Origin of the sequence: Flavobacterium foetidum (assembly GCF_004634245.1) — a bacterium.
GTDB lineage: Bacteria > Bacteroidota > Bacteroidia > Flavobacteriales > Flavobacteriaceae > Flavobacterium > Flavobacterium foetidum.
The window spans coordinates 233,623-247,119 of record NZ_SJTF01000006.1 but is presented as its reverse complement, the minus strand read 5'-3'; the positions used below and the strand labels follow the sequence as shown (position 1 = coordinate 247,119).

The 13,497-nt window shown below is 35.4% G+C and carries 14 protein-coding genes and 1 tRNA gene; 7 read left to right on the top strand and 8 right to left on the bottom strand.

Annotated features, from left to right (window positions below):
* Position 1: 1 nt before the first annotated feature.
* The 6 genes from ftsA (at position 2) to E0W73_RS10205 (ending at position 5,917) form a co-directional block, all read left to right on the top strand.
* Complete coding sequence (gene ftsA / locus E0W73_RS10230; RefSeq protein ID WP_135221976.1) at positions 2-1,411, top strand: cell division protein FtsA; 1,410 nt, start codon at positions 2-4, stop codon at positions 1,409-1,411.
* Between the two features lie 77 nt (positions 1,412-1,488).
* Entirely contained in the window at positions 1,489-3,474 is a 1,986-nt protein-coding gene (gene ftsZ / locus E0W73_RS10225; RefSeq protein WP_135221975.1) for a cell division protein FtsZ, read from the top strand.
* 243 nt (positions 3,475-3,717) lie between these two features.
* Complete coding sequence (locus E0W73_RS10220) at positions 3,718-4,167, top strand: GatB/YqeY domain-containing protein (RefSeq protein ID WP_135221974.1); 450 nt, start codon at positions 3,718-3,720, stop codon at positions 4,165-4,167.
* 119 nt (positions 4,168-4,286) lie between these two features.
* Positions 4,287-4,360 (top strand) — tRNA-Arg (locus E0W73_RS10215).
* A 228-nt stretch (positions 4,361-4,588) separates the two neighbouring features.
* The gene (locus tag E0W73_RS10210; protein ID WP_135221973.1) at positions 4,589-5,146 is read left to right on the top strand and encodes a suppressor of fused domain protein; all 558 of its coding nucleotides are present in this window, start codon (positions 4,589-4,591) and stop codon (positions 5,144-5,146) included.
* Positions 5,147-5,179: 33 nt separating this feature from the next.
* Positions 5,180-5,917 (top strand): hypothetical protein, encoded by a 738-nt coding sequence (locus tag E0W73_RS10205; RefSeq protein WP_135221972.1) that lies wholly within the window; start codon positions 5,180-5,182, stop codon positions 5,915-5,917.
* 118 nt (positions 5,918-6,035) lie between these two features.
* Here E0W73_RS10205 and E0W73_RS10200 read toward each other — a convergent pair whose 3' ends face one another.
* Both E0W73_RS10200 and E0W73_RS10195 read right to left on the bottom strand, forming a co-directional pair.
* Positions 6,036-7,235, bottom strand: a complete 1,200-nt coding sequence (locus tag E0W73_RS10200) for an outer membrane protein assembly factor BamB family protein (protein WP_135221971.1) — start codon at positions 7,233-7,235, stop codon at positions 6,036-6,038.
* A 56-nt stretch (positions 7,236-7,291) separates the two neighbouring features.
* Positions 7,292-7,483: a hypothetical protein gene (locus E0W73_RS10195; RefSeq protein WP_135221970.1), complete on the bottom strand. Its 192-nt coding sequence runs from the start codon at positions 7,481-7,483 to the stop codon at positions 7,292-7,294.
* Positions 7,484-7,891: 408 nt separating this feature from the next.
* Here E0W73_RS10195 and E0W73_RS10190 point away from each other — a divergent pair, with 408 nt between their 5' ends.
* Positions 7,892-8,899 (top strand): hypothetical protein, encoded by a 1,008-nt coding sequence (locus tag E0W73_RS10190; protein ID WP_135221969.1) that lies wholly within the window; start codon positions 7,892-7,894, stop codon positions 8,897-8,899.
* A 225-nt stretch (positions 8,900-9,124) separates the two neighbouring features.
* Here E0W73_RS10190 and E0W73_RS10185 read toward each other — a convergent pair whose 3' ends face one another.
* From E0W73_RS10185 to E0W73_RS10160, 6 genes are all read right to left on the bottom strand, one after another.
* Positions 9,125-9,982: an alpha/beta fold hydrolase gene (locus E0W73_RS10185; protein WP_135221968.1), complete on the bottom strand. Its 858-nt coding sequence runs from the start codon at positions 9,980-9,982 to the stop codon at positions 9,125-9,127.
* Between the two features lie 175 nt (positions 9,983-10,157).
* Entirely contained in the window at positions 10,158-10,838 is a 681-nt protein-coding gene (locus E0W73_RS10180; protein ID WP_135221967.1) for a metal-dependent hydrolase, read from the bottom strand.
* Between the two features lie 78 nt (positions 10,839-10,916).
* A complete protein-coding gene (locus tag E0W73_RS10175; protein ID WP_135221966.1) occupies positions 10,917-11,663 on the bottom strand; it encodes a hypothetical protein in 747 nt (248 codons plus the stop codon).
* A gap of 39 nt (positions 11,664-11,702) precedes the next feature.
* Complete coding sequence (locus E0W73_RS10170; RefSeq protein ID WP_135221965.1) at positions 11,703-12,575, bottom strand: class I SAM-dependent methyltransferase; 873 nt, start codon at positions 12,573-12,575, stop codon at positions 11,703-11,705.
* A gap of 6 nt (positions 12,576-12,581) precedes the next feature.
* Positions 12,582-13,046: an Mpo1 family 2-hydroxy fatty acid dioxygenase gene (locus E0W73_RS10165; protein WP_135221964.1), complete on the bottom strand. Its 465-nt coding sequence runs from the start codon at positions 13,044-13,046 to the stop codon at positions 12,582-12,584.
* 108 nt (positions 13,047-13,154) lie between these two features.
* A complete protein-coding gene (locus tag E0W73_RS10160; RefSeq protein WP_135221963.1) occupies positions 13,155-13,469 on the bottom strand; it encodes a hypothetical protein in 315 nt (104 codons plus the stop codon).
* Positions 13,470-13,497 lie beyond the last annotated feature (28 nt).

Below are 13,497 nucleotides of genomic sequence, written 5' to 3'. Positions count from 1 at the left end.
AATGGAAAAAGATAATATTGCAGTAGGTCTAGATATTGGAACAACCAAAATCGTTGCCATGATTGGCAAGAAAAATGAGTATGGTAAGTTGGAGATTTTGGGCATCGGCAAATCCAAAAGTTTGGGTGTTGCCAGAGGTGTTGTAAACAACATTACGCAGACGATTCAGTCGATTCAGCAGGCTATAATCGAAGCAGAAAATAATTCAGGTTATAAAATCAAAGATGTGGTGGTGGGCATTGCCGGACAACACATCAGAAGTATTCAGCATACAGATTACATCAGCCGTAGTAATCCAGAGGAAGTAATCGGGGAAAATGATATCCAGCTTTTAATCGATCAGGTAAACAAACTGGCGATGCTTCCGGGTGAAGAAATCATTCACGTTTTGCCACAGGAATTTAAAATCGACGGACAGTCTGAGATTAAGGAGCCGATTGGAATGTACGGTGGAAGATTAGAATCTAGTTTTCACGTGGTAGTCGGGCAGGCATCATCTATCAGAAATGTTGGAAGATGTATACAAAGTTCAGGAATTGAATTGTCTGGACTGACATTGGAGCCGTTGGCTTCAGCAGATGCTGTTTTGAGTCAAGAAGAAAAAGAGGCTGGTGTGGCGCTTATCGATATTGGAGGCGGAACGACAGATTTGGCTATTTTCAAGGATGGCATCATTCGTCATACAGCTGTAATTCCGTTTGGAGGGAATGTGATTACAGACGATATTAAAGAGGGATGCTCGATTATTGAAAAACAAGCTGAGCTTTTAAAAATCAAATTCGGATCGGCTTGGCCGGGAGAGAATAAAGACAATGAAATTGTTTCTATTCCTGGTTTAAGAGGTAGAGAGCCAAAAGAAATTTCGCTTAAAAACTTGTCTAAAATTATCCATGCAAGAGTAGTGGAAATTGTAGAACAGGTTTTTGCTGAGATTAAAGCTTATGGTCACGAGGATCCACGCAAAAAATTAATCGCAGGAATTGTTCTGACAGGTGGAGGTGCTCAATTAAAGCACATCAAGCAATTAGTAGAATACATTACCGGTATGGATACTAGAATTGGTTATCCGAACGAGCATCTGGCAGGAAACTCCGGAGAAGAAATTTCTAGTCCGTTGTTCGCTACAGCTGTAGGATTGGTGATGAACAGTATTCAGAACAGTTCGCAAAGTGCTGTGAGAATGGAATTAGTAAACGAGCAAACAAAAGTGGTTTATAAAAATGCTCCAACTCCGCAAGTGCAGCGATACGAAGTAGAAGAAAATTACGTTGAGAAAGAAGAAATCATCGAACAGCCGAGAGAGACTGTTGCCAAAGCCGCAAAAACAGAATCTACGGAAACAAAAATAAGAAGATCATTTTTTGATCGTTATGTCGACAAAATCAAAGAATTTTTAGACAACGCAGAATAAGTAAGAAAAGGAAATTACTTTTTGCCCCAAGTCAAGAAGTAAAAAATGTATAAATAAGAATTTCAAAAACCAAAAAGATGATGAGCAACTCAGAATTTGGAAGTATTTCATTTGATTTACCAAAAAATCAATCAAATGTTATCAAAGTAATAGGTGTAGGAGGGGGCGGAAGCAACGCAATCAACCACATGTTCAAGCAAGGTATTAAAGGCGTTGATTTTATCGTTTGTAATACCGATTCACAGGCGCTTCAAAATAGCTCAGTTCCAAATAAAATTCAGTTAGGAGTAAATCTAACTGAAGGTCTTGGAGCAGGAGCAAATCCTGATGTTGGGCAGCAGTCGGCTATAGAAAGCATTTCAGATATTGAAAAAATGCTGGACAGAAATACTAAAATGGTATTTATTACTGCCGGAATGGGTGGAGGAACTGGTACAGGTGCTGCACCGGTGATTGCTCAATTGGCTAAAGAAAGAGAAATATTAACAGTTGGTATCGTGACGATTCCGTTTCAGTTTGAAGGAAAAGTGCGTCAGGAGCAAGCAATTCTTGGAATCGAGAAACTGCGCAAGCAAGTAGATTCGCTAATTGTAATCAATAATAATAAATTAAGAGAAGTATATGGAAATCTAGGTTTTAAAGCTGGATTCTCTAAGGCAGATGAAGTTTTGGCAACAGCCTCAAGAGGTATTGCCGAAGTAATCACGCACCACTATACTCAAAATATCGATTTACGTGATGCCAAAACTGTTTTAGCAAACAGTGGAACAGCTATCATGGGATCTTCTGTGGCAGCTGGCGAAAACAGAGCAAAAGATGCAATTGTTTCTGCTTTGGATTCTCCGTTGTTGAATGATAACAAAATTACAGGTGCCAAAAACGTATTGTTGCTTATCGTTTCTGGAACTAACGAGATTACTCTTGACGAAATCGGAGAAATTAACGATCACATCCAAGCTGAGGCAGGTTACAATGCAAACATCATCATGGGAGTTGGTGAAGACGAAACTCTTGGTGAGGCTATCGCTGTAACTATTATTGCAACTGGTTTTGATGTTGAACAGCAAAATGAAATCGTTAATACAGAGCCTAAGAAAATAATTCATACATTGGAGGATGAGCAGAGAAGTGTTCATAACCTGACAAACCGACCAATTACTTCTTTTGACTTAACTACTGATACGCCTACTGCAAAAGCTGAAGAAAAGATTGTTTTTGAATTAACAGACGATACAGAACCGTTTACGGCTACTGCTACACCTCAACCAACTGCTGTTGCTCCAGCAATCAATCAGGAAGAGTTGGTAGTGATGTCTGAGTTCATCAAAAATCTGGATGTAACCTTTGAAATCGTTTCGCCGATTACGGATATCGATTTTACGATTACTTCACCAGAGAAACCAATTGCTCAAGAAACGCAACCAGTACAGCAACAGCAGAGAGTGTTTGAAAAAGAAGAACAAACCACTTTCTCTTTTGATTTGCCTTTGTTTAAACAAGAGCCTATAAGAAAAGAGCCAGTTGTTGAAGATAACAGAATTTTGTTTGAATTGACAAACGAAACTCGCGAGATCAAAGTAAACGATCCAGTACAATTTGTTCCTGTTACAGAGGTAGCAGAAAACGGAGTTGTTCGTTATTCTCTTGAGGAATATATGGAGGTTGAAAACGAATTAATCGCTTCTAAACCTGCTGAAAAAGTGGTAGAAGAAGTAATTCCAGAGGAATTGAACATTACTTTGAAGCCAAGAGTTGATTTTGCAAGCCAGCAGGATTTTACAACAACTTCAGAAGTTTCTCCGATGGAATTGACTATTGAGGAAACACTTCGTTTAAGAGCGGAAGAAAGAAGAAAGAAGCTAAAAGAGTTTAATTATAAATTCCACAACAACGTTTCTAGAATCGATGAGTTGGAAAAAGAGCCAGCTTATAAGAGACTAGGAATCGATTTGTCTAATTCGCATTCAAATAATACCAATTCAAGAATTTCTGTCGGAACAGACAGTAATAACGATTTGCAACTGCGTTCAAACAATTCTTTTTTGCATGACAATGTAGATTAGTCTTAAAAATATAAAATTAAGACAACCCGAAAATTGCATTTAATTTTCGGGTTATTTTTTTTATCTTCGCACAGAATTTCAGAATTTGACTTTTTAAATACTATTTGAATAAAATATTGTCTTTCGTAATAGAGTCAAAAAACTTTTTATCTAACCTGACAAATTAAGGATTCTGCTTTTTGGTAGAAAAAGAAAAGGACTTCATATTAATTTATAAGCTGGGCTTATTAAAATAAAGTATACATGAGTTTACAAACAAAGATCATGGACGAAATTAAAAACGCCATGAAAGCTAAAGATACCGTTGCATTAGAAGCTTTAAGAGCTATTAAATCAGAATTATTGCTGGCAGCGACTGCTTCTGGTTCTAAGGAAGATTTATCGGAAGACGAAGAAATAAAATTGCTACAGAAATTGGTAAAAACGCGTAAAGAAAGCGCAAGAATCTTTACCGAACAAAATCGTCCAGACTTGGCAGAGCCAGAATTGGCACAAGTTGCTGTAATCGAGAAGTTTTTACCAGCACAATTAAGCGAAGAAGAAGTAGAGGCTGTAATTGCTAAAATCATTGCAGAAACAGGAGCTTCTGGAATTGCTTCAATGGGTAAAGTGATGGGATTAGCATCTGCACAATTGGGCGGAACCGCTGAAGGAAAAACCATTTCTACAATTGTAAAAAAATTACTTTCGTAATTTTTAAATTCCAATAAAGAAAATCCAAATTCCAAATTGGAAAACTCAATATATAAATTCCAAATTCCAAGTTTCGCTTTGGAATTTGGGATTTAAAAAATTGAAATTTAAATATTTTTGACCTCGTAGTTCAACTGGATAGAATATCAGATTTCGGCTCTGAGGGTTGGGGGTTCGAACCCCTCCGGGGTCACTACGAAAAAATGAAAGCCTGCAAAGTATATATTTTGCAGGCTTTTTTTGGTTCGAAAATTATTTTCTAAAATTTTATTTTTTTTCAATATCAGTGTTTACGGCAAATTTTGGTTCGAACTCCATCAAGTCTCCAAATTTCTAAAACAACATTATTATTTGCATATTGAAGATAAAGTTATTAAGTTCACTTTGTCAAAAATTGACTCTGTTTCATTATAAAAAGCTAATGCAAAAGAATTATTCTACGAAATTAACCGATCACTACAATTCCTATTTTGGAATTGTTGGAAAAAAAATGAAATGGGAAATAGGTCCTACATGGAAAACCCATCCTGAGTTCTTCGTTTTAGAATTTGCTCCAAATAATATTCACAACATGTGGACATATTGTACTGTTGGAATGTCAGCCGATTTAATGGATGATAACTTAATCGAGTTAGTTATTTATTCTCCAAGACAAGATAATTCTTTGGTTGAATTATTGACTGTCCATGCTTCTCATCACAGATTGACACCATTTAATATTCATCATACCTCAAATATTGGAAGGCCTTGGCTTGAAAATTCTATTTGTGACCATGCATTTATTTCATTACCCTATCTTGACGGAGATAATCTAGAAATTTTTCAATTTGAAGAAAAGGTAATTCATTGTTATTGGCTTATTCCGATTACACAAGTAGAAAGAGATTATAAAATTGAGTATGGCTGTGAGGCATTAGAAGAATTGTTTGAAGAGAAACAACTGGATTACTTAAATCCATTGAGAAACTCATTGGTTTAAGTGGTTAAAATCAGAAATATTATCAAAAAGCGTATGTTATTTGGACTATTTAAAAGTTTAGATGAAAAAGTTAAGGAAGATAAAGAAAATCTAATAGCTAGATTAAAGAACTCTGAGTTAAAGACTTTGATTATAGAAATGGGAAATAACAAACCTATTTCAAATAACATAATTAAAAGGCAGAAACGAGATCAATCTTTTGAGAGCAAAGATTTTCCTAGTTGGTATGCTTATAGGATTTCTGATGAATTAAGTGATATAAACTTAAAACCGGAACTCATAGAATTACTCAAAGACAAAGATTTTTTTCAATATAAACAATACGTTTTAAGATGTTTAAGCAGTTTATGTGTAAACTGTAAAGATTATAAACTTTTTGATTTTTTGATTTCAGAACTTAAAAAAACTGACGAAGAAAAAGTAATAACAACTGTTTTAAGCAGGCTTAAAAAGTTGAGAAAACCTGCCACTCTGAATATTGACTATCTTAAACAATTACTATTAAATGGAACATATCAGAATAGGATTGACGCACTTGACGCATTGCAAAACTCAGAGCACAAAGATTTAGAAGAAATTTTAATACTAAAATTAAAGACTAGTGATCAGCACACTAAAGGTATGATTTGTGCAACCCTTAGATCTACTGGAACAATAAAGTCATTAGAAACATTGGAAGCAGAGTTTAAAAAAACAAGAAGTAATGATTTAAAATATTTTATCCAAAGTGCAATTGAAGAAATAAATGAAAGAGAAAATAGTAGAATCTAAACATTTAAATATTAACCAAAATCTTCAAATCTTCCATTAAGCGGTTGGAATTCTGTACCGTCAAGGTCACTATTAAAATAGAAAAGCCTGAAAATTTAAATCTTCAGGCTTTTCTATTTTATCGAATAATCTTCAAATAAGCGCTATAGACATCATCTTTAAGAGAAGTTCGCATATAATAGACGTTTTCGTCTTTTTCAGTTAAATCAAACTGAATTAAACCGGCATCGCAATAATAGTACAATAAGTTATCATCAGCAGGAAATTCAAAGTTGGATACTGGAAGGGTTGTCAGCTTTGCTTCGAATACTGTTTCGCCGTTAAAATCCAACTGAAAAAGTTTTTTCTTGCGGGTATAGCCCCATATGTTATTGACTTCCTCCGTAATGTATTCGATGTTGTCGTCCTTAAAATCGACTTTCCATTGTTGTGTTCCTGTATTGGCATCAACAGCATAGACCGAACTGCCTTGCGAACCTTGAGTGCCAAAATAGATTTTTTTGTCTTTGCATACAATGCGTTCCTTCACATTGTTCTGATTTTCATCAAACTTAAACTGCCATAAAACGTCCAGTTTATCAGAGCTTAAGGCGTAAAGACTGTTTTTTTCGCTTGCTATAAAGAGATTTTCGCCATCTGTTACAGGTTTTCCAGTAATGGTTTCCTCAAAAGTTTTTTGACTCAGGATTTGTCCGGTTTTTGCGTCTAAACTGTAGAAATTGACAGCGCTTGCAATAAAAATTTTGTTGTTCAAGAACAGAGGCTGCATATCATTTTGCGCAGCATCCAATTTAAAGCTCCAAGATAAACTGCCATCTTTTAGGTCAAGAGCATAAAGATTGCTGCTTTGGTTTTGGTTTTGAGCTGTTATATACAGTTTTCCGTCTTTAATGATTGGAGTTTGGTCTTTTAGAACAATTTGATCTTTTATAGTACCCAGTCTTGATTTCCAGAAAATACCGCCAGTTTCATTATCTACTGCAAAAATTTCACCATTGATAAACGGAACATACACAACTCCATCTTGTAATGTTACTTTGTTGGCACACATTTCGGCAGGAGCATCTGAAGCCTTTACGGTCCAGGCGATTGATTCTGATTCTAAATCGTACGAAAAAAGAGCACCATCGTAATCATAAATCAAGATTGACTGGTCGTATAACTTAACTTTTTTAAGCGGTTTTAAGGCTTTGTTTGTAACCATTTCACTAGGAGGCAGTTTGCTGTTTGAAGAAGTGGTTTTGGATACAGCCGGTGTCTGACCGAACATGTTTATGACGGCGAATACAAATAATAGAATTATTGGCTTTTTTTTCATTTTTAAAAATTTGGTTCAATAATGGAATTCCGTATAACGGAATTATGTCTTGAGAATTATTTTCTAGAACGGTTTCTGAAATTTTTGGCAAGCACATAAACTGAAAACACAAAAACAATCAGATAAAGAAGGGCTAATATAGGATTTTCAAATTTTAGGGTTTCAAAATCAAATTGTTTGTACAATGTCACTCCTAAAATGATTGCAATTATGCTGAATGTAAATACGGGTACTTTATTATTTTCCATGTTTAAGAATATTTATTGGTTATTAAATCTTCACTATCGTTTTTTAAATATGTTTTACTCCAGTATATCTTTTTCCAGTTATAGTATAAATTATCTCATCAGAAACAATCAAAGTGTCCTTAGCAACTCGCCTAATTTGGGAAACAGATTCTGATTTCTGCTGGGGCTAATTTAAGAAAACTTCTATTAGCATAACTTTATTTTATGGAAACAATTTGCGCCAGCTTTCATAGGCTCTAAATTTATATTCTTATTTTTTTTTTAGCTGATTTCCAGTATTTTTTGCTGTTTTGCCTATTTGTAAAATCGGCTTCTTTTAAATGCAAAAGAAAGTTGCTAGAGAACTATTTTTTGTTTTTTATTTCTACATTAGCATCAGAAAATTAGTCCCAAAAAACAACACTTAGCATGAAAGAAAATCTTGTAAAAGCCCGAAAGAAAACTTCGTTTATTGTAATCTGCAGTATCGGAATATTGTTTTTTATGTTTTTGGCAATTTTGTTTTGGAACAATTTTTTAGAAGAAAGAAATTTGGGATGCAATGAGTTTTTCGCGCCGATTGTGTTCGTTTGCGGTTCTTTTTTTTGCTTGTATTCATTACTGCAAGCTCCAAATTTGTTTTATAATTCAGTTAAAATCGAATTGCGGAACGTTTTTGGAAAGGTCAAAAAATCAATCTTGCTTGCCGATATTGAAGGCTGGGCCGTACAGCAAAAAAGCAGTAAATACGAAAGTTGGGAAGATTTTACGTTTATTACAAAAGACCAGCGTCGACACAAACTTCACAGCTATCACTTTGATGACTATGAAGCTGTAAAAAACCTGCTGAAAAGAGGCGGAAAGAAAAAAAGTACAGAACTCAAAAAAGAGCTCGAACGCAGACAGAATATAAAATACGCTGTTGCAATATTGCTTATCGGAATACTATTTTTTGCGATAGCTTTTGTACAGAAAAATACGCTGGAACTTAATGAAACTAAAGAAATCAATGGTGTGCTTTCAGAAGATATTTTTGTCGAAAAATACAAGAAAACAAGAACATTTTACATTTATTTAGAAAATTATCCCGAAGTAGATTTCGAAATAAAAGATAATGTGCTTTTGGAAAATTACGAGAGTTTGATTCAGAATTACAAAAGAGGAAGCTCGATTTCGTTTAAAATCAGTCTTAAGGATTTTGAGAAAAAGCTGCAGTCCAATCCAGATCTTAATCTGATAGAAAAATATTGCAACGGTTACGAGTCTAAGATTGTACAGTTAGAAGACAAAAATAATACGTACGTTTCTTTAGAAAGCTATAACAGCGTAATCAGGGAAAACAATAAATCTAAAATGCTGTTTTTTGGTTTTGTGGGGATTCTATGTCTCATCATTAGCGCTGTCTTCTATAAAAATAGAGATAAAATGACCGAATAATAAAAGGTTATACTATGAATTACAATGGCTTTTACATCACTAAAAAGTACATACAATTTTAAACAAAAAAAAGACAAAGAAGTGCAAGGTCTAATTTGTCTTTTTTTAAGCAGCAAGTTCCAGCCATCCGCTATATCTTTTGTGGTCTCGTTTTTTGTTTTTGCAAACGAGACCACAAAAGGATGCCGCTTCTGTCTGGGCTAGGGACTAGTTTTCATAAGAAGGCTAAGGTTGTTTGGTCTTTTCTAGAAAGCTTTTAATATAGTCAGTAACCAAATCTACATGCTGATGATGCGGTGCATGTCCTGTTTGCGGCAAAACGATAAATTGAGTCGTCGGCAGCTCTCTCGTCAAGGGATACCAATTTTCTATTGCAAAACTAATATCATGATCTCCCGAAATAACCAAAATTGGTGTTTTAATTGCTTTTAGCTGTTCCTTAAAGTTGTTTTTGTCTTCGCTCATTCCGTCACCGCCTTGAAAATACAGCTGAAAAACATCCATAGTCGAAGGGATTTTAGAAACATCCAATCTTTTATGAATGCGATCATGAGAAGCTTTTGCCTGTATTTTGCTGTCTTGAGATAAAGGTTCAAAGAATAAAACAATTTCATCTTCAAAATCATTTATTGGTTTAAGGGCAACATCTAGAAAAGCCTGTTCCAGCGGTACAATTCTTTTTCCTGGAGGCCCTGTTCCGAGTAGAACGGTTTGAGTAACCAGTTCGGGAAACAATAAGGTCGCGGCCTGAGTGACCAAACCACCGTACGACCAGCCGATTAATGCTGTTTTTTGTATTTTCAGAAAACCCGCCAGATCCTTAATGTCTTTTGCAACCTCTGTGACATCTGTCGGCAGTTTTCCCGTAGAATATCCGATACCCGAATAATCAAAAGTAATGACTCTGTGTTTTTCGGCTAGCTGGTCTAAAAACAGAGGGTCCCAAGTGTCTATCGTTCCCCTAAAACGGTTTACTAGAATAATGGGATCACCGGATCCGATACTTCGGTAGGCGATTTTTCGTCCCGGAAGGTCTGCAAATTCTGTTTCCGAATTTGAAGCATTGTTTTTTTTTGTGCTCATAATTAATAATTTTTTATAACATCTAGACTTCTCGTTTTGATGCTTTTGGTTTATTACTGAGAAATGAAGAACAATTTTAATGCCTTTGGAGAATTGCATTATAAATCAATGCACCGTTATTTTTAAGCTGTTTTTATTTCGCTAAAACAGAAAATATTTAGCGATATTTAGAGAATCAGATTTCGATGGTTTCTCCAATTTTTGGAAGAAACAATGCTAAATTGGCATCTTTAAAATCATCAAAAGCTTTTTGATGATCCATTACGATAAAACCAAAAGTATCGTAGTGAACTCCCAGTATTTTAGTGACCTCAACGAGTTTAGAAGCTTCAATCGCTTCTTCTATTCCCATTGTTAAGCCGTCGCCAATCGGGAAAACCGCAAAATCAATTTTGGTGAATTTCGGTATAAGTTTCATATCCAGCGTTAAGGCAGTATCGCCGCTGTAATAAAAATTACCGTCTGGAGTCGTCAGTACAAAACCGCTGGCAATGCCGCCGTAACTGCCGTCGCTAAAACTGCTCGGATGCTGTGCAATCACGCACTTTACGGTTCCGAAATCAAAACTGAATTTTCCGCCAGGATTTATAGGATGCGCATTTTCGATTCCTTTTTTTAGCAGCCAATTGTAGATTTCAAAATTACCCAAAACCTTAGCTCCGGTATTTTTTGCAATTCTTTCAACATCAAGAATATGATCATAATGGGCATGCGAAATAAAAATATAATCGGCTTTTATTTCGTCAATATTAATATGTTTCGCCAATTGGTTTTCCGAGATAAAAGGGTCAAAAAGAAGATTTTTTCCGTTGGCATAAACAGAAAAACACGAATGGCCGTAATAAGTTACTTTCATAATATTTAGTTTTTGAATTAGTAAAAATGTCAATCGCCAGCATCATATTCAAATGATATGCCATTCAAATTCAGTACATTACTCCTCAAAAACCTTTTCTGTAGCAACCGGATTATTTTCCTGATACAGTTTTCTGCCGATTTCGCCTTGATCGCCCAAAGCGCGTCCTTTTATCAACCAAGCCGTTCCAAATGCAAAAAGGGCGACTGCTTCAAAAACCAAAGTAGAATAAGGAAAAAGCTTTAAGCCTGCCGCAACGGGAACCATAATTACAGCGACCAAAATAGTATAGCCGCAAGTTCTGTAAATGTTGTTTTCGTTTAAAATGCTTTTGGGTTCGCGGGTTTCATTTTCCTGACCAATGGTAAAAACATTAATGGCAAGCAACGCCAATAGTAAAAATAGCACTGCCGCAAAACCGTAATGAAGCCAGCCCAACCATTGTGCGGTAAGCGGAATAACGGTATAGATTTTTTGCGAAAAATCGCTGGGATTGGTGGGCACTAGAGCAACGCCAATAGCCATGATTCCAGCAATGTTGGTAAGCAGATTATCATTTTTCCAGATAGAAACATTTCCTTGACCTTTGTACCGAATTAAGAATAAACCAACAGCACACAAAGTCCCTGTAAAAATATCCCGCAGATTTGTATAATAATAATCGCTGATTGAAGGCTGTATCTGAGTTTTAAAAAAAGGCACTAAAGACAAAATAACCAGAAACACAGGCAGACTTATGCCCAGATACCCAATTGCACGACGAATCCTGCGGTAGGTAAAAATATCAAAATTCTCAATTTTTATTCCGTTAAAATCTAATTTCATAACTTCTTCGTATTAAATTAGGCAATAAATAGGCTAGAGTTATTTTTTTATTCCAACTGCCGTTCTGTAAAACTCATAACCCTTTTCAGCTCTTTCGGGAAGGAATTTTTCACGATATTCAGCTGCACCCAAATCTTCTTTTAAGCTAATGTCAAATTGATTTAAGTACTCAGGAAGCTCTTCGGGCGTAAAACCAAAAGTCCATTTTTCTTCTAGTTTTATCAAGTCTTGCAATAGTTTTTTACCGCCTAAAAAAGCTTCGGGATTATGAAGAATTTTGCGGTGTACATACGTAAAAATCACATAGCTGCCAGAAGCAAACTTGGAAATGAACAAAAAGGTGTTTTTTACCGCTTCATCAGTTAGATAATTTGTTACGCCTTCCCACAATATGGCAGTTTGTTTAGAAAAATCAAGATTATGTTTGACCGCCAGCTGATCGAGATTTTGTTTATTGAAATCAATTTGTAGGAAACGTACATTTTCGGGCATCCAGCCAATTCGGTTATTGTACGTTTCCATTTTATAATCGGAAGTATTGGGATGATCTACTTCGATTACCGGAACCGATTTTAAAAAATCGAGCCGTATTGCTCTGGTATCAAAACCAGCGCCTAAAATAATCACTTGTTTGACTCCGTCTGCAATGGCGGCATCAAGCTGTTGGTCGATGTATTTTGTTCTGGCCACTCCCGAAGAAAAGGCACCTGGAATCTTTTTTTGTATAATCTTGCTGATGTATTTCGAGGCTATAGGATATTTAGACAAACGGACGGCAAGTCTTAATTTAGAATCTAAAAAATGTATCGCATACGGATCCGAAAATAAAGGCTTATTGGTTCGGCGTCTGGTTTCTAACGCTCTAAAGAAAGCCATATATTGCGCAGTTCTGCTGGTTTTTGCTGCTTTCATGGCGGTCTATTTTTTCGAAAACAAATTCTCGACAACCCACGCAGGACCAATCAATAAAAACTGAAGGTCTTTTAAGAAAGAAGGTTTTTTGCCCTCGATGTTATGGCCGTAAAACTGTCCGATCCAAGCAATAACAAAGACTCCAATAGAAAACATCCATAAGGGGAAAAAATGGCTGATGTAGTAATTGGCGACAAGGCAGGCAAACGAAAAGACAGCAATCTTTAAAGCCATCGGAAGTGATAATCGGATGTAGAAAATCAAGACGAAAATCAGAGTAATAAAAGCCCAGTTTTCGATTATCGGAGCGTTTAATTTTAGTGTATTGGCAATAATTCCGCTCGGAATGCTCATTAATAATCCAACAATCGAAAAATAAATTGCTGGTACGCAAATATAATGTATCGCTTTATTTTTTGGGTTTTGATGGCTTACTGCATACTCTGCAAACCATTGTTCTAGTGTCTTCATCTTTTTGGTTTTTAGTTAGTTTGCAGTAAATCTACTGAATTTTCTTTAATTTTTGCTCAGATCCATTTTCATAACTTCAATAGATTTAAAAGCGTTTTTTCCATTAAACTAAAAAGAAGTATGATTTTTAATAAACTCAAAAGTGATTACGGTTGCAAAATACAAAATCGGAGAAAGTGCCAAAGCAAGCCATCCCCATTTGTATTTTATTTTTAGGTTGATGTCTTTCTTTATGTAAAAAATCAAAACAATAAAAGAATACAGCAGAGCGGATGGAATTATCAGCAATTTAAAAATTATTCCAATATCATAAATCCATCTATAACTAGGGCTGAATCTGAAACCTTCGGCACGCCACGAGATTATTATTCCCGATAAAAACAAAATAAAAATGATTATCGAATGTGGTTTAAGGTTATTCATTTTAGTTTGTGAAAGTTTTTAAATTAAG

Bases quoted from the DNA above. Each gene is read 5' to 3' on its own strand.
- ftsA (WP_135221976.1), top strand. From the start codon at position 2: ATGGAAAAAGATAATATTGCAGTAGGTCTAGATATTGGAACAACCAAA.
- ftsZ (WP_135221975.1), top strand. From the start codon at position 1,489: ATGATGAGCAACTCAGAATTTGGAAGTATTTCATTTGATTTACCAAAA.
- E0W73_RS10220 (WP_135221974.1), top strand. From the start codon at position 3,718: ATGAGTTTACAAACAAAGATCATGGACGAAATTAAAAACGCCATGAAA.
- E0W73_RS10210 (WP_135221973.1), top strand. From the start codon at position 4,589: ATGCAAAAGAATTATTCTACGAAATTAACCGATCACTACAATTCCTAT.
- E0W73_RS10205 (WP_135221972.1), top strand. From the start codon at position 5,180: ATGTTATTTGGACTATTTAAAAGTTTAGATGAAAAAGTTAAGGAAGAT.
- E0W73_RS10200 (WP_135221971.1), bottom strand. From the start codon at position 7,235: ATGAAAAAAAAGCCAATAATTCTATTATTTGTATTCGCCGTCATAAAC.
- E0W73_RS10195 (WP_135221970.1), bottom strand. From the start codon at position 7,483: ATGGAAAATAATAAAGTACCCGTATTTACATTCAGCATAATTGCAATC.
- E0W73_RS10190 (WP_135221969.1), top strand. From the start codon at position 7,892: ATGAAAGAAAATCTTGTAAAAGCCCGAAAGAAAACTTCGTTTATTGTA.
- E0W73_RS10185 (WP_135221968.1), bottom strand. From the start codon at position 9,982: ATGAGCACAAAAAAAAACAATGCTTCAAATTCGGAAACAGAATTTGCA.
- E0W73_RS10180 (WP_135221967.1), bottom strand. From the start codon at position 10,838: ATGAAAGTAACTTATTACGGCCATTCGTGTTTTTCTGTTTATGCCAAC.
- E0W73_RS10175 (WP_135221966.1), bottom strand. From the start codon at position 11,663: ATGAAATTAGATTTTAACGGAATAAAAATTGAGAATTTTGATATTTTT.
- E0W73_RS10170 (WP_135221965.1), bottom strand. From the start codon at position 12,575: ATGAAAGCAGCAAAAACCAGCAGAACTGCGCAATATATGGCTTTCTTT.
- E0W73_RS10165 (WP_135221964.1), bottom strand. From the start codon at position 13,046: ATGAAGACACTAGAACAATGGTTTGCAGAGTATGCAGTAAGCCATCAA.
- E0W73_RS10160 (WP_135221963.1), bottom strand. From the start codon at position 13,469: ATGAATAACCTTAAACCACATTCGATAATCATTTTTATTTTGTTTTTA.